Source organism: Pigmentiphaga daeguensis (assembly GCF_039523035.1).
Taxonomy (GTDB): Bacteria; Pseudomonadota; Gammaproteobacteria; order Burkholderiales; family Burkholderiaceae_B; genus Pigmentiphaga; species Pigmentiphaga daeguensis.
Genome location: NZ_BAAAEN010000008.1, coordinates 155,956 through 174,137, shown reverse-complemented (window position 1 = coordinate 174,137; position 18,182 = coordinate 155,956). Strand labels below are relative to the sequence as shown.

Genomic DNA, 18,182 nt, shown 5'->3' with positions numbered 1-18,182 from the left:
TGGGGCCCCCAGCCGCTACGCGGCAGCCCCCAAGGGGGCCGGGTCCCGCAGGGCGGTCTGGCGGGAACTGGCGGATTCCCAGGCCGAGAGCCTGGTCGTCTTCCAGGGCCCCAGCGCCTACGTATCGCCCAGCCTGTACGAAACCAAGCGCACGACCCACGAAGTCGTGCCCACCTACAACTACGCCGTGGTGCATGCCCGCGGCCGGATCATCGTGCATGACGATCCCGGCTGGGTGGCCGGCGTGGTGGGCCGGCTGACGCGGATGTTCGAGCAGGGCCGCGACGCCCCGTGGAAGATGAGCGACGCGCCGCCGGCCTTCCTGCAGGAAAGGCTGGCGGCCATCGTCGGACTGGAAATGCCCATCGCGCGGCTGCAGGCCAAGTGGAAGATGAGCCAGAACCGCAGCGAAGCCGACCGGCGGGGCGTGGTGGCCGGCCTGGAAGCGTCCGGGCGGGATGGGGACAGGGCCGTGGCGGCGGTGATGAAGGCGGTGGAAACCGGCACGCCTGGCTGAAGCGTCGGCCCCCGTGCGCTAAAATGCCCCAGGCGCCAGCGCCCTCGTTCCCCCACTCCTCTTTGCCTTCAGACCGCCATGCCCGCACGCCTCATCAACGGCAACGAACTCTCCAAGCAGATCCGCTCCGACATCGCCCAGCGCGCCGCCGAACTCACGCGCCAGGGCAGGCGTCCCGGCCTGGCGGTGATCCTGGTGGGCGACGATCCGGCCTCGCACGTGTACGTGCGCAACAAGGTCAAGGCGTGCCACGACGCGGGCTTCCATTCGGTGCTGGAGAAGTACGAGGCCACGATGACCGAGGCCGAGCTGCTGGCCCGCATCGACCTGCTCAACCATGATCCCGCCATCCACGGCATCCTGGTGCAGATGCCCTTGCCCAGGCACATCGACCCGCACAAGGTGATCGAGGCCATTTCCACCCGCAAGGACGTGGACGGCTACTCCGTGCTCAGCGCCGGCGAGCTGATGGCGGGGCTGAAAGGCTTCCGTCCGTGCACGCCCTACGGCTGCATGAAGCTGATCGAAAGCACCGGCTACGACCTGCGCGGCAAGCATGCCGTGGTCATCGGCCGCAGCAACACCGTGGGCAAGCCCATGGCGCTGCTGCTGTTGCAGGCCAACGCCACGGTCACGATATGCCACAGCGGCACGCCCGACCTCGCCTACCATACCCGCCAGGCCGACGTGGTGGTGGCCGCCGTGGGCCGCCGCAACACGCTGACCGGCGACATGGTCAAGCCCGGCGCGGTGGTGATCGACGTGGGCATCAACCGCGACGAGGCCGGCAAGCTATGCGGCGACGTCGATTTCGCCAGCGTCTCGGAAGTGGCCGGCTGGATCACCCCGGTCCCGGGCGGCGTCGGCCCGATGACGATCACGATGCTGCTGGCCAATACGCTGGAATCTGCTGAGGGGTAGGCCCCCCCCTACGCCCTTCGGGCGCCCCCCAGGGGGCGATGCGGGCGGACCGGCGGAGCCGGATCCACCGCATCCTGGAAACCAACAGGCTGGCAAGGGGCGGCGTTCTTGTCCCCCTGTTCCCGGGATGGTGCCCTCCCCTGGTGTTTCCTTTTTTCACCCCCATCTACGGGGCACAGTCAGCATTCAGGAGTTTCCCCATGGCGCAAGCGTCCGACCTTTCCTCTTCCTCCGCCCTGGCCGGCAATCCGCTCATGGACCTGTCGGGCCTGGCCCGGTTTGATGCCATCCGGCCGGAGCACATCACACCGGCCATCACGGCCCTGCTGGAGCGGGCGCAGAAGGCGGTGGACAAGCTGGAGGCGGACCAGGCCGCGGATGCGCCGGCTACCTGGCACAGCGTGGTCGAGACGCTGGATGAAGGCACCGAGGGGCTGTCGCGGGCCTGGAGCGTGGTGGGACACCTGAACGCGGTGGCCGATACGCCCGAGCTGCGTGCCGCCTACGGCGAGAACCTGCCGCGCGTGACCGAGTTCTGGGCCGGCCTGGGCCAGAACCAGGCGCTGTACGAGCGTTACAAGAAATTGGCGGCCAGCAAGGAATTCCAGCAGCAGACGCCGGCCCGCAAGAAACTGATCGAGAACGAGCTGCGGGGCTTTCGCCTGGGCGGCGCCGAGCTGCCCGAGGAATCCAAGCCTCGCTTCGCCGAGATCCAGGAACAGCAGGCAACGCTGTCCAAGGCTTTCTCCGACCACGTGCTGGACGCCACCAACTCCTATGCGCTGATCGTGCGCGACGAGGCCGAACTGGCCGGACTGCCCGAGGACGTGAAGGAAGCGGCGCGCGAAGCCGCCCGGAAGATTCCGGCCAAGGAAGGCGAAGCCCCGGACGAAGCGCCGGCCTGGAAGTTCACCCTGCACTTCCCCTCGTATTTCCCGGTACTGCAATACGCCGACAACCGCGCCCTGCGCGAGACCATGTACAAGGCGCACGTGACGCGCGCCTCGGAGCTTGGTCCCGAATACGGACAGGGTCGGGCCGAGTGGGACAACACCGCCATCATGCTGGACCTGCTGCGCCTGCGCCGCGAGGAAGCGGGCCTGCTGGGCTATGCCAACTACGGCGAGGTGTCGCTGGTGCCCAAGATGGCCGATACGCCCGAGCAGGTGCAGAAATTCCTGGCCGAGCTGGCCGAGCGCGCGCACCCCTATGCCGAGCGCGACCTGCGCGAGCTGCGGGAATTCGCCGCCGCCGAGCTGGGCCTGGCCGAACTCGAGCCCTGGGACATCGCCTATGCGTCCGAGAAACTGCGCCAGGCACGCTACGCCTTCTCGGAAAACGAGGTCAAGCAATACTTCCCCGAACCCAAGGTGCTGGCGGGCCTGTTCAAGGTGATCGAGACGCTGTTCTCGGTCCGCATCCGCCCGGACGACGCCCCGGCCTGGCATCCCGACGTGCGCTTCTTCCGCGTGGAATCGGCCGCCGGCACGCTGCTGGCGCAGTTCTACCTGGACCTGTACGCGCGCGACGGCAAGCGCGGCGGCGCATGGATGGACGACGCCCGCACCCGCTATCGCCGCCCCGGCGGCGAACTGCAGACACCGGTGGCCTACCTTGTCTGCAATTTCACGCCGCCCAGCGGCGGCAAGCCCTCGCTGTTCACGCACGACGAAGTCATCACCCTGTTCCATGAATGCGGCCACGGCCTGCATCACATGCTCACGCAGATGGAAGACCTGGGCGTGTCGGGCATCAACGGCGTGGAATGGGATGCGGTCGAACTGCCCAGCCAGTTCATGGAGAACTTCTGCTGGGAATGGGCGGTGCTGGAACAGATGACCGCGCACGCGGAAACGGGCGAACCGCTGCCCCGCGCCCTGTACGACAAGATGGTCGCCGCCAAGAACTTCCAGGGCGGGCTGATGACGCTGCGCCAGGTCGTGCTGGCCGCCACCGACATGCACCTGCACACCGACTACGATCCCGACGGCCAGCAAAGCGTGCTGGCGCTGTCGCGCGCGGTGAACGACCGCATGCACGTGCTGCCCCAGCCGGAGGTCTCGCGCTGGATCAACACCTTCAGCCACATCTTCGCCGGCGGCTACTCGGCCGGCTACTACAGCTACAAGTGGGCGGAAGTATTGTCCGCCGACGCCTACGCGGCTTTCGAGGACGCGGCGACCGAGGATACGCTACGGCCCGAGGTCGGGGCACGCTTCTTGCGGGAGATCCTGCAAGTGGGCGGCAGCCGGCCCGCGATCGAGTCGTTCCGCGCCTTCCGCGGCCGGGATCCCAGCATCGAGGCCCTGCTGCGTCACAGCGGCATGGCCGATGCCGTGTCCTGATCGCGCGCGATCAGCAGCTTCACCGCCGCGAGGCCTTCGGAAAGCAGGCTGTGCAGCGACGGCGTGTCCGGGAACTCGAGCAAGGGCCGGGTGCCGTACCGCTGCGCCAGTTCGCGGGCGATCGGCACCGCGATCAACACATGGCGTCGCCGCGCGAGGGCATGGCCCGAGAAGGGGAACAGTTGTTCCAGCGCGGCGATGTCCCAGCCGCGCGGCACGAAGAGCCACGCGATGTGGCCGTCCTGGTCGATCCCGCTGAGTACCAGCAGTTCCGTCACGCCTTGGTGTGTTTGCATGGCACGCAACCCCCGTCGCCTCGGGAGGGCCTGACCCACGCTTCTCCCGCTTGGCGCAATGATTCGTTTTGCTTTTTACGCAAAATATACACGAATAATTTGCGTCTCACGCTTTGCGTGCAGAGCAAGGCATTCGGACAATCACGCCATGGACATAGGTTCGGCGATCCGATATACGCGCGAGAAACTCGGGCTCAAGCTCGAGGCCGTCGCCATGGAAGTCGGAACCGATGCCGGCAATCTTTCCCGCATCGAGACCGGCAAGCAGAAGCCGTCCATCGTACGCCTGGAGAACATCGCCCGGGCCATGAACGTGGGCGTGACCGATCTTTATGCCCTGGTCGAGAACGTCCGCGTGCTTCCCGCCACCTCGGAGCTGCGTGACGGCGACGAGCTGCCCTACGCCGACGACACACGCGCCCTGCGCCGCAGCTTCGCCACGCTGGACGCGCGCAGCCGCAGGCTGGTGATCGAGTTCGCCAAGCTGCTGAATCGCGTGGAAAAGGAAGAACAGGGAACGCCTGCCAAGGAAGTTCCGCCTCCCGCCCCCTGACCGGCCGCTGCGCCGAAAACGAAAACGGCCTCGCTCCTGAAAGCGAGGCCGTCTGTTTTTCGAAGCCGGGCTTCCGGGCTTCCCTAGCGGGCGCGCGGGGCCTTCAATTGCGAGATGTCCCGCACCGCGCCGCGGTCGGCGGAGGTCGCCATCATCCCGTACGCCTGCAGCGCCTGCGACACCACGCGCTGGCGATCGAGCGGCTGCCAGGCCTTGTCGCCGCGGGCTTCCATCGCCTGGCGGCGCCTGGCCAGTTCCGCGTCGTCCACGCGCAGGTTGATGCGGCGGTTGGGAATGTCGATCTCGATGATGTCGCCCTCTTCCACGAGCCCGATGGCACCGCCCTCGGCCGCCTCGGGCGAAGCATGGCCGATCACCAGGCCCGAGGATCCGCCCGAGAAGCGGCCGTCGGTCAGCAAGGCGCAGGCCTTGCCCAAGCCCTTGGACTTGATGTACGAGGTCGGATAGAGCATTTCCTGCATGCCGGGGCCGCCCTTGGGGCCTTCGTAGCGGATGATGACCACGTCGCCGGCATGCACCGTATCGCCCAGGATGCCGTCCACGGCGTCTTCCTGGCTCTCGAAGATGCGCGCCTTGCCGGTGAATTTCAGGATGCTTTCATCGACCCCCGCCGTCTTGACGATGCAGCCCTTCTCGGCCACGTTGCCGTACAGCACGGCCAGGCCGCCGTCCTGGGAATAGGCATGGGCCTTGTCGCGGATGCAGCCGGCAGCCCGGTCCAGGTCCAGCTTGTCGAAGCGCTTGTCCTGGCTGAAGGCGGTCTGGGTCGGCACGCCGCCGGGCGCCGCGCGGAAGAAGGCATGGACGGCTTCGTCGGCGTTCGTCTTGACGTCGTTCGCGGCGATGGCCTCGCCCAGGGTCTTGCTGTGCACGGTGGACACCGAGGTGTCCAGCAGGCCCGCGCGGTCGAGCTCGGCCAGGATGGCCATGATGCCGCCGGCGCGGTGCACGTCCTCGATGTGGTACTGCTGCGTGGCGGGCGCGACCTTGCACAGGCAGGGCACGTGGCGCGAGATGCGATCGATGTCGCTCATCGTGAAATCCACGCCGCCTTCCTGCGCCGCGGCCAGCAGGTGCAGCACGGTATTGGTCGAGCCGCCCATGGACACGTCCAGCGCCATCGCGTTGGTGAATGCCGCCTTGGTGGCGATGTTGCGCGGCAGGACGGAAGCGTCGTCCTGCTCGTAATAGCGGCGGCACAGCTCGACGGCGACCCGGCCGGCGCGCAGGAACAGGTCCTTGCGGTCGGCGTGGGTGGCCACCAGCGTGCCGTTGCCCGGCAGCGACAGCCCCAGCGCTTCGGTCAGGCAGTTCATCGAGTTGGCGGTGAACATGCCCGAGCAGGACCCGCACGTGGGACAGGCCGAGCGCTCGTAGTTCTCGACGTCCTCGTCCGACACGGTGGGGTCGCCGGCCTTGATCATGGCGTCGATCAGGTCCACCTTGATGATCTTCTGGCCGTTCACGTCCTGGGCGGGATGGTAGGCCTCGATGACCTTGCCGGCCTCCATGGGGCCGCCCGACACGAACACGGCCGGAATGTTCAGCCGCATGGCGGCCATCAACATCCCCGGGGTGATCTTGTCGCAGTTGGAGATGCAGACCATGGCGTCGGCGCAATGCGCGTTCACCATGTACTCGACCGAGTCGGCGATCAGCTCGCGCGAGGGCAGCGAATACAGCATGCCGCCGTGCCCCATGGCGATGCCGTCGTCCACCGCGATGGTGTTGAACTCCTTGGCGACGCCGCCGGCGGCCTCGATCTCGCGGGCGACCATCTGGCCCAGGTCCTTCAGGTGCACGTGGCCGGGCACGAACTGGGTGAAGGAATTGACGACCGCGACGATGGGCTTGCCGAAGTCACCGTCCTTCATGCCGGTCGCGCGCCATAGCGCACGTGCCCCGGCCATGTTGCGGCCATGGGTGGAGGTACGGGAACGGTATTGCGGCATGGCGGGACTCGCAAGGAAAATGACGAAACACTCTAGTATAGGGCGGAAAGGCCTTTTGTCGCCCCGCCCTCCCCATCATGCGACCCGCGCCTTACCTTCATTAATAAAAATCATTATCATTACGACCATTTCCCCGTCCCAAGGTTCCCCGCATGACAGCAACCACCCTCTGGCAACGTTACCTGGCCCTCAAGGCCGAGCAGCCCAAGCTGCGCATGCGTGACGCGGCCGCCCGCATCGGCGCCAGCGAAGGCGAGCTGGTCGCAGCCGATCCGTCCGCGACCCGGCTCAAGCCCGACTGGGCCACGCTGCTGGGCGGACTGAAGGCGGCCGGGCCACTGCTGGCGCTGACACGCAACGAGGCCGCCGTCCACGAAAAGACCGGGGTCTACGACCACGTCCAGGTCGAAGGCAGGATGGGGCTGGCCCTGAACCCCGAGATCGACCTGCGCCTGTTCCTGTCGCAGTGGCGGCACGCCTACGCCGTGGGGGGCGAGCGCCCCAGCCTGCAGGTGTTCGACCAGCAGGGCGAGGCGGTGCACAAGATCTATGTGGCCGAGGGCACCGACCGCGCCGCGTTCGAGGCCCTGCTGGCGGCGCACGCCGACAGCGCGCAGCCGGTCACGCCGGAACCACGGCCGGCCCCCGAGCGCAAGGCCGACCAGGACGTCGACGTCGATACCTTCCGCCAGGAATGGCGCGAACTGCGCGACACCCACGAGTTTTTCGGCCTGCTGCGGCGGCATGGCGTGGAACGTACGCAGGCACTGCGGCTCGCTCCCCCCGAGTTCGCGCGGCAGGTCGGCGTCGGCGCCGTGGATGCCGTGCTGGACTCGGCCGCCGGATCGGGGCTGCCCATCATGGTGTTCGTCGGCAATGCCGGATGCGTACAGATCCACACCGGGCCGGTCCACCGCATCGCCCCCATGGGCCCGTGGCTGAACGTGCTGGATCCGGGCTTCAACCTGCACCTGCGCATGGACCTGTTCACCGAGGCCTGGCTGGTGCGCAAGCCCACGGTGGACGGCATCGTGACCTCGCTGGAATGCTATGACGCCGAAGGTTCGCTGATCGTGCAGTTCTTCGGCGAACGCAAGCCGGGCAAGCCCGAGCTGGCGGCGTGGACCGCGCTGGCCGACGGGCTGGCCGCCATCGCGCCGGGCACACCCCGGCCCGCGGCATGACGGCCCGCGCTTGCACGCCGACGCGGCGCGGTGCGGGCACCGCGTCCGGGCTGCTGCCGCTGGCCGGCGCCACCGCCGCCCTGCTGCTGGCCGGATGCTCGTGGCTGCCCGGCAGGGACGACGCCGCCGTCGTCTCGCTCGCGGCCGAGCTGCCGCGCCACCAGGTCGTGCTGCTGGGCGAAGTCCATGACAACGCCCAGGGCCATCGCCAGCGCCTGCAGGCGCTCGCGCGCGCGGTGCGCGCGGGCTGGCGGCCGGCCATCGCCATGGAACAGTTCGATCGCGAACGGCAGGCCGACCTGGACCGGGCCATGCGCACCTGTACCAGCGCCGACTGCGTGATCCAGGCCGCGGCGCCGGCCAAGACGGGGTGGGACTGGGCGCACTACCGCCCCGTCCTGGAGCTGGCGCTGCGCGAGAAGCTGCCCGTGGTCGCCGCCAACCTGTCGCGCGCCGATGCGGGCACCGTCATGAAACAAGGCCCCGCCGCCCTGTTCGATACCGATGAATTGCGCCGGCTCGGCCTGCTCTCGCCTCCGCCCGACCTGCTGGCGGCGCAGCGCAAGGAAGTGGCCGAGGCCCATTGCGGCGCCCTGCCCCCGTCCATGCTGGGCGGGATGGCCATGGCCCAGCTGGCGCGCGACGCCGTGATGGCCGGCGCGATCGCCAGCGCCGCGCGCGTACCCGGCGCTGCCGCCCAGCGGCCTGTCGTCCTGCTGGCCGGCAACGGCCATGTCCGCCGCGACATCGGCGTGCCGCGCTGGCTCCAGCCCGGCACCATCCTGTCGGTGGGCTATACCGAACAGCCCGCGCCGGCGGCTGCCTACGACCGCGACATCGTGATTCCGCCCGCGCCGCGCGAAGATCCGTGCAAGGCGTTCCAGGTCCCGGGCCGCTAGGCCCTCACGGAAGCGCGGCCTAGAATACCGGGATCCCCTCGACCAACGGGCGCGGCCACGGCCGCGCTCCCTTATCACGGAGACCGCGTCCCATGCCTGCCCCCTCGTCCGCCCCCATTCGTCTGTGCATCGCCGGCGAAGGCGCCATGGGCTCGACCCACGCGCGCATCTTCGCGGACATGCCGGGCGTGAAGACCGTGGCCCTGGCGGCGGCCGACATGTCGCGCGGCCGCCAATTGGCCGCGCAATACGGCATTCCCGATTGCAGCGACGACCTGGCCGCCACGCTGGCCCGCCCCGACGTGGACGCGGTGGTGCTGGCCACGCCCTCGGGCCTGCATGCCGAACACGCCGAACTGGCCGCCCGCCTGGGCAAGCCCATGCTGATCGAGATTCCCGCCGCGCTGACCCTGGCCGACACCGAGCGCCTGGCACGCGTGCAGGCCGAGACCGGCGTGCCCATGATGGTGGCGCACAGCCGCCGCTTCGCGCCGCCGCACACCACCCTGCGCGAACGCATCCAGAGCGGCGACTTCACGCTGCACCACCTGGTCTGCGAAACCTATTTCTTCCGCCGCAACAACCTGAACATGTTCGGCGAGCCGCGCACCTGGGTCGACAGCCTGCTGTGGCACCACGCCTGCCACACGGTGGACCTGTTCTGCTGGCTGCTGGACGAATCGGAATTCGACGTCTGGGGCCAGCGCGGTCCCGACCATCCCGAACTGGGCATCCCCATGGACGTCACCGTGGCCATGCGTTCGCGCAAGCGCGGCACGCTGCTGACCATGGCCATGTCGTTCAACAATAAAGGGCCCTTCGGCGGCTTCTATCGCTACATCGGCGAAGAGGACACCTACCGCGCCTTCCGCGACGAACTGACCGACAGCGATGGCAAGGTCGTGGAGATGCCCGGCGCGCAGCCGGCCTTCGAGGCCCAGGACACCGAGTTCATCGCCGCGCTGCGCGAGGGCCGGCCCAGCCGCTGCGACATCGCCTCGGTGCTGCCCGCAATGCGGGCGCTGGACGGCATCGACCGCATCATGCGGGGCGAACCCGCCGCAAGATGACCGGGCAGGCCGCGAGAACGGCGAGTGATTATTGCCCCCTCGCGCCTGCGGCCGATGACGCGGGCAGCGCGTCCTTGGCCGGAAAGACCAGCGTGAACCGGGTCCGGCCGGCAGCCGAGCCGGCGGTGATGTCGCCGCCGTGCGCCACCATGATGGCGCGCGTGATCGACAGCCCCAGGCCCGAGCTTTCCGAATCGGGCCTGGCCCTGGACTTGTCGCCGCGAAAGAAGCGGTCGAACAGAGAGGGAATCAGTTCCACCGGGATTTCCTTGCCATCGTTCTCGACCGCGATCGTGACGGCCGTCGCGTCGCTGGCGACCACCACGTCTATGGCCCCGCCCGGCGGGGTATGGCGCAGGGCGTTCGACAGCAGGTTGCTCAGGGCGCGCCGCAGCATCAGCCGGTCGCCCACGATCCTGCCCCGGCCCGTCAGCCGCATGGCGACGGCCTTGTCTTCGGCCAGGGCCTCGTAGAACTCGAATAAGGCGCTGACCTCGTCCTGCACGGCGATGACGCCGGCGTCGGGCAGGGTGAGGCCATGCTCCATCTTGGCAAGGTAGAGCATGTCGGACACCATGCGCGACAGGCGCTGCAACTCCTCTTCGTTGGACGCGAGGATCTCGCGATACTCCCCGGCCTCGCGGGGCTGCGCAAGGATCACATGGGTCTGTGTCAGCAAGTTCGTCAGCGGCGTGCGCAGTTCGTGGGCCAGGTCGGACGAGAACTCCGACAGCCGGCGGAAATCGTCCTGCAATCGCGCCAGCATGGCATTCAAGGTCGACGCCAGGTCAGCCATCTCCAGCGGGACGGCCTCCACGGGCATGCGCTCGTCCAGCTTCTGCGCCGTGACGGCGCGGGCGCGGACGGCCATCGCGCGTAGCGGCGCGAGTCCGCTGCGGGCCGCCCACCAGCCGAATACGCCGCTCACGAGCGCGGACAGCAGCACGTACAACACCAGTGAATGGAGGAAACCGTGCATGAAGTGCGCGTGGATTTCCGTCGCCAGGCCGACGATGACATGGATCTCGCCCCCCGCCCCGCCCACCGTGATGCGCAAGCCCCGGTACTCGGCCCCGTCCTGGCGCCAGGTGAACTCCTCCTTGCCGGCCGGCAGGGCGCGCGCCGCGTCCAGCGCCTGCCGGAACTCGACGCCGTCGGTGGCGTACAGGCTGGCCCCCTCCCCAGTCCGGACCAGGGCCACCAGCCCGGGATGGTTCTGGAGCGCCGCGCCCAGGCGCGCCGGCATCGCGGCGGGCGCGGCATCCTGGACGATCTTGCGGACCAGGTTCGCCTTTTCCTCGAGCACGGCGAAATCCTCGTGCGCGAAGTGCTGGTCCATCGATGTGGCGATCAAGGCCCCCAGTCCCAGCAGCACGGTGGCCGACGACAGCGAGAAGAAGGCCGTCAGCCGCGTGGTCAGGGAAAACGGACGCATCAGCGCAGGTCCTCGGGTTCTTCAAGGACGTAGCCCATGCCGCGGACGGTCTGGATGAGCTTGGCATCGAACGCGTCGTCGATCTTGGCCCGCAGCCGGCGTATGGCCACGTCGATGACGTTCGTGTCGCTGTCGAAGTTCATGTCCCACACCTGGGAGGCGATCAGCGAACGCGGCAGCACCTCGCCGCGCCGGCGCACGAACAGCTCCAGCAGCGCGAATTCCTTGCTCGTCAGGTTGATGCGGCGGCCTGCGCGCGTGGCCCGGCGGCGGACGAGATCCAGCACCAGGTCGCCGACCTGGATGCGGTCGGTGGCGATCTGTCCGCTGCCCCGGCGCAGCAGGGTCCGCACGCGGGCCAGCAGTTCGGAGAACGCGAAGGGCTTGACCAGATAGTCGTCCGCGCCCAGCTCCAGGCCCTTGACCCGGTCGGCCACGCTGTCGCGCGCGGTCAGGAACAGGACGGGCACGTTGTTCTCGACGGCGCGAAGGGTTTGCAGGATGCGCCAGCCGTCCACACCGGGCAGCATCACGTCGAGCACGATCAGGTCATAGGGCTCGCTCAACGCCCGGTACTGGCCGTCCAGGCCGTTGTCCGCCAGGTCGACCACGAAGCCCGCCTCGGTCAGCCCTTGCCGGAGATATTCACCGGTCTTGGCCTCGTCTTCCACGACCAGTAGTTTCATGGTGGCGCCCCGTCACGCATCAGCGATAGGCCTGGTAGACACTGGACCGCCCGCCGGTCCGCACCAGCAGGACATCGTAGGCGGACTTACGGCCACCGTACTCGGGTCCGTCCATGCCGGGCGATCCCAGGGGCATACCGGGTACGGCCAGGCCGATCGCCGAGGGGCGCTCGCGCAGCAACCGCTTGACTTCCTTCGCGGGCACGTGCCCCTCCAGCGCATAGCCGTCCACCACGGCCGTGTGGCACGAGCCCTTGTCGTCCGGGATACCGAGGCGGCGCCGCTCCACGGAAGGATCGTCGACGTCATGGGCGACCACCTGGAATCCATTGTCCCGCAAGTGCTTGATCCAATCCTTGCAGCATCCGCAGGTCGGCGTCTTCCAGACCTCCACGGTGTTCGTCTTCTGCGCCCAGGCGCCCAGTGGAAGCAAGGCCGCCCCGATCAGGAGCGTACGGCGCGACCGGCTTGCGTATTTGTGCATCATGCATGGTTTCCTTCAAGATCCGGTGGGCGGGCCGAGCGTTCCCCGCCACGCCGCCAACAACAGGATAGCGGGTCGCCCAGCCCGTCGGCCATCGCCTACTTCACGCTGAACGAGAAGTTGCCGGTCATGGGGTGCGTATCCGACGAGACGGCCCGCCACTCCACGCGATAGGTGCCGGCCGCCAGGGGCTTGGCCGGCGTGATCAGCATCGTCTTGGGATCGGCATCGCCCGAGACCCGGGCTTCCACCGGCATGGGCGCGTGGCTCATGCCGGCCATGCCCGTCATGAGCAGCCTGGCGCCCGAGAACTGGGTGACCAGCGCTTCGGAGAAACGCAGTTCTATCCTCGCTGGCGCCGTGGTCTCGGCCTTGTCCCCGGGAGTCGAGGACAGGAGTTCGGGATGGGCCTGGGCCGCGGCGGCGGCAAGCAGCCCGGCAGTCAGGACAGCGGCGTTCAGGACGGTACGAGCATTGGACATGATGGACCTTGAAACGGATAGGAAAGAAGAATGGAGGCGATTCAGAACCACATGCGCACGCCGACCACGAACCGAGTGTCGCTGCGGCGCTCTCCGTGCGCCCGGGCATGGTCCGCGGTAGTCCCGTAGGTGCGGTTCCAGGTCACGCCGATGTAAGGGGCGAATTCGCGGCGGATTTCGTATCGCAGGCGGACGCCCAGCTCCGTGCTCGACAGGCCCGACCCGATACCCCGCCCATGGTCGTTCTTCCCGAAGAAGTTGATCTCGGCAGCGGGCTGCAGGATGAGCCGGTTCGTGAAGAGGATGTCGTACTCGCCCTTCAGGCGCGCGGCGGTCTGCCCGTTCTCGCCGGCAAAGACCATGGCGGAGGCCTCGAAGTTGTAGAGCGCCATTCCCTGCAGGCCGATCGCGGCCCAGGTTTGCGACGAACCCGGCTTGAAGTCGTGGCGCACCCCGCCCACGACGTCCCACCAGGGGCTGATGGCATGCCCCCACAGTGCCTGGACCTCGGCCTCGTGGAGCTTGCCGCCCGCGCGCTCGCCTTCCGAACTGAGCCACAGGCGATCGATGTCGCCACCTATCCAGCCCTTGAAATCCCAGTTCAGCGCGTTGCCGCCGCGCGCATCCTGCCATTCCAGCCGATCCACCAGGAACAGGGAATTGATGCCCTTGTCGTGCACGGCGTGGCCCGCCGTATCGAAGGCGGCGGCCTGGCGGTCGGCATCGGTCAGTTGGGGAATGGGCGTGCGGCTTTCCGCGGGGGCGGCATCCATGCCCTGCATCGGCGCCTGGTCCATGCTTTGCATGGGCGCGAGGTCCATGTTCTGCATGGTCGAGTGATCCATGCCCGGCATGCTGGAATGGTCCATGCCCCGCATCTGGGAGTGGTCCATGTGCGAATGGTCCATCCCTTGCATCTGGGCCCGCGCGGTCGATGTGCCACCCAGCGCCAGGCCGATGAGCGCGGCGGCCAGCGCCGCCGCGTTGCGATGATTGGAAAAGATCATGGCCGGCCCCTTACTCTTGCACCCGCACTTCACGGAACATGCCGGCTTCCATGTGGTACAGGAGGTGGCAGTGATAGGCCCAGCGGCCGAGGGCATCGGCGGTCACGCGGTAGCTGCGCCGCGAGCCCGGCGGCATGTCGATGGTGTGCTTGCGGACCATGAAGTTGCCGTGCTCGTCCTCCAGGTCGCTCCACAGTCCGTGCAGGTGGATGGGATGGGTCATCATCGTGTCGTTCACCAGTACGATCCTGACCCGCTCGCCGTACTTCAGCACCACGGGCCGGGAGTCCGAGAACTTGATGCCGTCGAATGACCAGGCGAATTTCTCCATGTGTCCGGTCAGGTGCAGCTCTATCGTCCGGCTCGGCATCCGCCCGTCCGGATCCTGGAACGCGCTGCGCAGGTCGGCATAGGCCAGCACGCGGCGGCCGTTGTCGCGCAGGCCCATGCCGGGGTCGTCCAGCTTGGGCGTGGGAATCATCGTCTGCATGTCCACCAGGGGGTTGCCCGCCTCCGAGGCGGGGTGGGACTGCATGCCGCCCATGGCACCATGCCCGTGATCCATGCCTTGCATCTGCCCATGATCCATGCCCGCCATGCCGCCATGGTCCATGCCCATGTCCTCCATGGCCAGGATGGGCCGAGGATCCAGGGCCGGCACCGGCGCGCGCACGCCCTCGCGCACGGCCAGCGTGCCGCGCGCGTACCCCGTGCGGTCCATGGACTGCGCGAAGATGGTGTAGGCCTCCTCCGCGGCAGGCTCGACGATCACGTCGTAGGTTTCGGCCACGGCGATACGGAACTCGTCCACCGCGACCGGCTTGACATGCTGCCCGTCGGCAGCCACCACGGTCATCTTCAGGCCGGGAATGCGCACGTCGAAATAGGTCATGGCCGAGCCGTTGATGAAGCGCAGGCGCAGGCGTTCGCCCGGCTTGAACAGCCCCGTCCAACCGCCGTCCGGGGCTTGTCCGTTCAAGAGATAGGTGTAGGTGTACCCGCTGACGTCGGCGATGTCGGTCGGATTCATCCGCATCTCGGCCCACATTTTCCGGTCCGCGATCGTCGCCGACCAGCCCTTCTCCCGCACGTCCCGGAAGAAATCGCCGACGGTGCGCTTGTGGAAGTTGTAGTAGTCGGACTGCTTCTTCAGCGTGCGCATGATCCGCGCCGGGTCCTCGTCGGTCCAGTCCGACAGCATCACGACGTATTCGCGGTCGTAGGCGAACGGCTCCGGTTCCCGGGCATCGATGATCAACGGCCCGTAGACGCCCGACTGCTCCTGGAATCCCGAATGGCTGTGGTACCAGTAGGTGCCGTTCTGGCGCACCTTGAAGGTGTAGACGTACATGCCGTCGGGCGCGATGCCTTCGAAGCTCATCCCGGGCACCCCGTCCATGTTGGCGGGCAGCAGGATGCCGTGCCAGTGGATGGAGGTGGACTCCTTCAGTTTGTTGCGCACGCGCAGGGTGACGGTGTCGCCTTCGCGCCAGCGCAGCAACGGCCCGGGTATGCCGCCGTTCACGGTCATCGCGGTGCGCGGGCTGCCGGTGAAGTTCACCGGCGTCTGGCCGATCTGAAGATCGAATTCGGTGCCGGTCAGCACGTGGGGGTCGCCCGGCCCGATGGCCGCCCACACGGGCTTGCGCCAGAGGCCCAGCGCGCCCAGCGCGCCGCCCGCGGCCAGGGCGGTGACGAAAGTCCGCCTTGAAGTCTTGATGTGCATGCGATATCCGATGAATCCGGTCAGGCCGCCACTCTAGCCAGCGGCCCCCCACCCCAGCCTGACCCGAAGATTACGTTTGTGTAATGTTGGCCCCGCGCCTTCAGGCGCGGCCCTTCCAGCGCCGCAGCAGCAAGGCGTTGGAGACCACGCTGACGCTGCTCAGCGCCATCGCCGCGCCGGCCAGCACCGGGCTGAGCAGGCCCAGGGCCGCCAGCGGCACGCCGACCACGTTGTAGACGAAGGCCCAGAACAGGTTCTGGCGGATCTTGGCGTAGGTGCGGCGGGAAATGTCGATCGCGTCGCCGACCAGCGCGGGATCGCCGCGCATCAGCGTGACGCCCGCGGCATGCATGGCCACGTCCGTGCCGGTCGACATCGCGATCCCCACGTCGGCGGCGGCCAACGCCGGCGCGTCGTTGATGCCGTCGCCCACCATCGCCACCACGTGGCCTTCGGCCCGCAGGGCGGCAATGGCTTCGGCCTTGTGCTCGGGCAGCACTTCCGCGCGCACGTCGTCCACGCCCAGCGCCTGGCCGATGGCGCGCGCCGCGCCGGCGTTGTCCCCGGTCAGGAGCACGCTGCGTATGCCTTGCTCGCGCAGGGATTGCAGCGCCGCATCCGAGGTCGGCTTCAGCGTGTCGCCGAAGGCCAGGAGACCCAGCAGCACGGGCTGGCCGCTCACGCTCGCCACCCAGGACACGGTGCGGCCTTCGCCTTGGAGCGCCGCGGCGCGCTGCGCCAGCGGCCCGGTCTCGACCCCCAGCTCCTGCATGTAGCGGCCGCTGCCCAGGCGCAGCTCGCGCCCCTCGACCGACGCTGCCATGCCGCGCCCCGCCACCGCCCGCGCCTGGGTGGCGGCCGGCACCACGATACCCTCGCGCTGGGCCTCGGCCATGACGGCGCGCGCCAGCGGATGTTCGCTGCCCGCCTGCAGGGCCGCGCTGGCGGCCAGCAGGTCGCGGCGCTCGCCCTGCGCCGGTTCGGCGGCGACCAGTTCGGGCTTGCCTTCGGTCAGCGTGCCGGTCTTGTCGAACGCGACGACCTTGACGTTGTGCGCCACTTCCAGCGCCTCCGCGTCCTTGATAAGGATGCCGTGGCGCGCCGCCACGCCGGTCCCGGCCATGATGGCCGTGGGTGTGGCCAGTCCCAGCGCGCATGGGCAGGCGATGACCAGGACCGCCACCGCATTGAGGATGGCCAGCTCCCAATCGCCGGTCGCGCCGCCCCAGGCCAGCAGGGTCACGGCGGCGATGGCGACGATCACCGGCACGAATACTTCGCTCACCCGGTCCACCAGGCGCTGGATGGGCGCCTTCTTGGCCTGCGCCGATTCGACCAGCCGGACGATGCGGGCCAGCATGGACTCCGCGCCGACGGCGGTGGTGCGGACCACCAGCAGGCCTTCGGCGTTGACCGAGCCGCCGGTGACGCGGTCGCCGTGCTGCTTGTCCACCGGCAGGCTTTCACCGGTGATCAGCGACTCGTCGACCTGGCTGGCGCCTTCGACCACTTCGCCGTCCACCGGCACGCGCTCGCCCGGACGCACCACGACGAGATCGCCGGGGTGCACGGAGGCGACCGGCACCTCGACCTCGCCGCCGTCGCGCCGTACCCGCGCCACCTCGGGCCGCAGGGCGTTCAGGGCGCGGATGGCCTCGGTGGTCTGCCGCTTGGCGCGGGTTTCCAGCCACTTGCCCAGCAGGACCAGCGTGATCACCACCGCCGAGGCCTCGAAATACAGATGCGTGGCCCCATGGGTGCCATGGCGCAGCAGTTGATAGACGCTCAGGCCGTAGGCGGCGCTGGTACCCAGCGCCACCAGCAGGTCCATGTTGCCGGTGCGCGCCCTCAAGGCCTTCCAGGCACCGCGGTAGAAACGCGCGCCCAGCCAGAACTGCACCGGCGTCGCCAGCGCCCATTGCACCCAGCCGTTGGGCATCCAATGGATGCCGAAGGGCATCAGCAGCATGGGCACGACCAGCGGCAGCGAAAGCGCTCCCGCCAGGGCGATCGGCCACCACGTCGGCAGGCCCGCGGCGGCCGCCTCGGTAGCGGGCGCGGACTGCGCGGACAGGCGCGCCTCGTATCCGGCCTGCTCCACCGCGGCGATCAGCACCGCCGGATCGACCTTGGAGACGAGCGAAACCCGGGCGGTCTCGGTGGCGAGATTGACCTCGGCACCCGCCACGCCCGGCACCCGGGCCAGGGCCTTTTCCACCCGCGATACGCACGAGGCGCAGGTCATCCCGCCTATGCTCAGGTCCACCGATCCGGCCGGGATCTCATAACCGGCCTTCTCGACCGCCGCGCGCAGCGTGGCGGCCTGCACCGGGGCATCGGCCTCGACCTCGGCCGTCTCGGTGGCCAGGTTGACGCTCGCGCGCCGCACGCCGGGCACCTGCGACAAGGCACGCTCGACCCGGCCGACGCACGAGGCGCAGGTCATGCCCTCGATGGGCAGGGTCCAGTTCACAGGGGCATCGCCCGGGCCGGCCACTGCCGGCGTTGACTGTCCACTCATGGTTTCCTCGCGATACTGGGGTGATGCTTCGCAGTATCAAGCTTCCCATGATGGCAAAGTCAAGCGCCGGATCCGGGGCCGGC

Annotated in this window: 16 protein-coding genes; 7 read left to right on the top strand and 9 right to left on the bottom strand. The window is 68.5% G+C overall.

Features of this window, described 5'->3' with window-relative positions; all coding sequences use genetic code 11:
• The first annotated feature begins 67 nt into the window (after nucleotides 1-67).
• The 3 genes from ABD104_RS12885 to ABD104_RS12875 all read left to right on the top strand — a co-directional run bounded on the left by ABD104_RS12885 (nucleotide 68) and on the right by ABD104_RS12875 (nucleotide 3,783).
• A complete protein-coding gene (locus ABD104_RS12885; protein ID WP_343927643.1) occupies nucleotides 68-517 on the top strand; it encodes an FMN-binding negative transcriptional regulator in 450 nt (149 codons plus the stop codon).
• 78 nt (nucleotides 518-595) lie between these two features.
• A complete protein-coding gene (folD, locus tag ABD104_RS12880; RefSeq protein WP_132980344.1) occupies nucleotides 596-1,438 on the top strand; it encodes a bifunctional methylenetetrahydrofolate dehydrogenase/methenyltetrahydrofolate cyclohydrolase FolD in 843 nt (280 codons plus the stop codon).
• Nucleotides 1,439-1,638: 200 nt separating this feature from the next.
• Nucleotides 1,639-3,783 carry a M3 family metallopeptidase gene (locus ABD104_RS12875; protein WP_087839514.1) on the top strand — a complete coding sequence of 715 codons (2,145 nt, stop codon included), beginning with the start codon at nucleotides 1,639-1,641 and terminating at the stop codon, nucleotides 3,781-3,783.
• Here ABD104_RS12875 and ABD104_RS12870 read toward each other — a convergent pair.
• Nucleotides 3,753-4,079, bottom strand: coding sequence for a hypothetical protein (locus tag ABD104_RS12870; protein WP_132980345.1), 327 nt, complete (start codon nucleotides 4,077-4,079; stop codon nucleotides 3,753-3,755). The two genes, ABD104_RS12875 and ABD104_RS12870, sit on opposite strands and share 31 nt — an antisense overlap.
• A 148-nt stretch (nucleotides 4,080-4,227) precedes the next feature.
• Between ABD104_RS12870 and ABD104_RS12865 the strand changes: the two genes are divergently transcribed.
• Nucleotides 4,228-4,632, top strand: coding sequence for a helix-turn-helix domain-containing protein (locus ABD104_RS12865; protein ID WP_087839512.1), 405 nt, complete (start codon nucleotides 4,228-4,230; stop codon nucleotides 4,630-4,632).
• Between the two features lie 83 nt (nucleotides 4,633-4,715).
• On the opposite strand, the gene ilvD is transcribed toward ABD104_RS12865, so the two are convergent.
• Entirely contained in the window at nucleotides 4,716-6,605 is a 1,890-nt protein-coding gene (ilvD, locus tag ABD104_RS12860) for a dihydroxy-acid dehydratase (RefSeq protein ID WP_132980346.1), read from the bottom strand.
• A 152-nt stretch (nucleotides 6,606-6,757) separates the two neighbouring features.
• Here ilvD and ABD104_RS12855 point away from each other — a divergent pair, with 152 nt between their 5' ends.
• The 3 genes from ABD104_RS12855 to ABD104_RS12845 all read left to right on the top strand — a co-directional run bounded on the left by ABD104_RS12855 (nucleotide 6,758) and on the right by ABD104_RS12845 (nucleotide 9,758).
• Entirely contained in the window at nucleotides 6,758-7,789 is a 1,032-nt protein-coding gene (locus tag ABD104_RS12855) for a hemin-degrading factor (protein ID WP_132980347.1), read from the top strand.
• A complete protein-coding gene (locus tag ABD104_RS12850) occupies nucleotides 7,786-8,688 on the top strand; it encodes a ChaN family lipoprotein (RefSeq protein WP_343927632.1) in 903 nt (300 codons plus the stop codon). Before ABD104_RS12855 ends, ABD104_RS12850 begins: the two co-directional genes overlap by 4 nt.
• 92 nt (nucleotides 8,689-8,780) lie before the next feature.
• Nucleotides 8,781-9,758: a Gfo/Idh/MocA family oxidoreductase gene (locus ABD104_RS12845; protein WP_132980349.1), complete on the top strand. Its 978-nt coding sequence runs from the start codon at nucleotides 8,781-8,783 to the stop codon at nucleotides 9,756-9,758.
• A gap of 28 nt (nucleotides 9,759-9,786) precedes the next feature.
• On the opposite strand, the gene ABD104_RS12840 is transcribed toward ABD104_RS12845, so the two are convergent.
• The 7 genes from ABD104_RS12840 to ABD104_RS12810 form a co-directional block, all read right to left on the bottom strand.
• Complete coding sequence (locus ABD104_RS12840) at nucleotides 9,787-11,193, bottom strand: heavy metal sensor histidine kinase (RefSeq protein ID WP_343927631.1); 1,407 nt, start codon at nucleotides 11,191-11,193, stop codon at nucleotides 9,787-9,789.
• On the bottom strand, nucleotides 11,193-11,879 hold the full coding sequence (locus tag ABD104_RS12835; protein ID WP_087839507.1) for a heavy metal response regulator transcription factor: 687 nt from the start codon (nucleotides 11,877-11,879) through the stop codon (nucleotides 11,193-11,195). Before ABD104_RS12835 ends, ABD104_RS12840 begins: the two co-directional genes overlap by 1 nt.
• Nucleotides 11,880-11,898: 19 nt before the next feature.
• A complete protein-coding gene (locus ABD104_RS12830; protein WP_087839552.1) occupies nucleotides 11,899-12,363 on the bottom strand; it encodes a DUF411 domain-containing protein in 465 nt (154 codons plus the stop codon).
• Nucleotides 12,364-12,461: 98 nt separating this feature from the next.
• Nucleotides 12,462-12,845 carry a copper homeostasis periplasmic binding protein CopC gene (copC, locus tag ABD104_RS12825; RefSeq protein ID WP_343927630.1) on the bottom strand — a complete coding sequence of 128 codons (384 nt, stop codon included), beginning with the start codon at nucleotides 12,843-12,845 and terminating at the stop codon, nucleotides 12,462-12,464.
• 41 nt (nucleotides 12,846-12,886) lie between these two features.
• On the bottom strand, nucleotides 12,887-13,852 hold the full coding sequence (locus tag ABD104_RS12820; RefSeq protein WP_343927629.1) for a copper resistance protein B: 966 nt from the start codon (nucleotides 13,850-13,852) through the stop codon (nucleotides 12,887-12,889).
• 10 nt (nucleotides 13,853-13,862) lie between these two features.
• Nucleotides 13,863-15,578 carry a copper resistance system multicopper oxidase gene (locus ABD104_RS12815; RefSeq protein WP_343927628.1) on the bottom strand — a complete coding sequence of 572 codons (1,716 nt, stop codon included), beginning with the start codon at nucleotides 15,576-15,578 and terminating at the stop codon, nucleotides 13,863-13,865.
• 100 nt (nucleotides 15,579-15,678) lie between these two features.
• The gene (locus tag ABD104_RS12810) at nucleotides 15,679-18,099 is read right to left on the bottom strand and encodes a heavy metal translocating P-type ATPase (RefSeq protein WP_343927627.1); all 2,421 of its coding nucleotides are present in this window, start codon (nucleotides 18,097-18,099) and stop codon (nucleotides 15,679-15,681) included.
• Nucleotides 18,100-18,182: the final 83 nt, after the last annotated feature.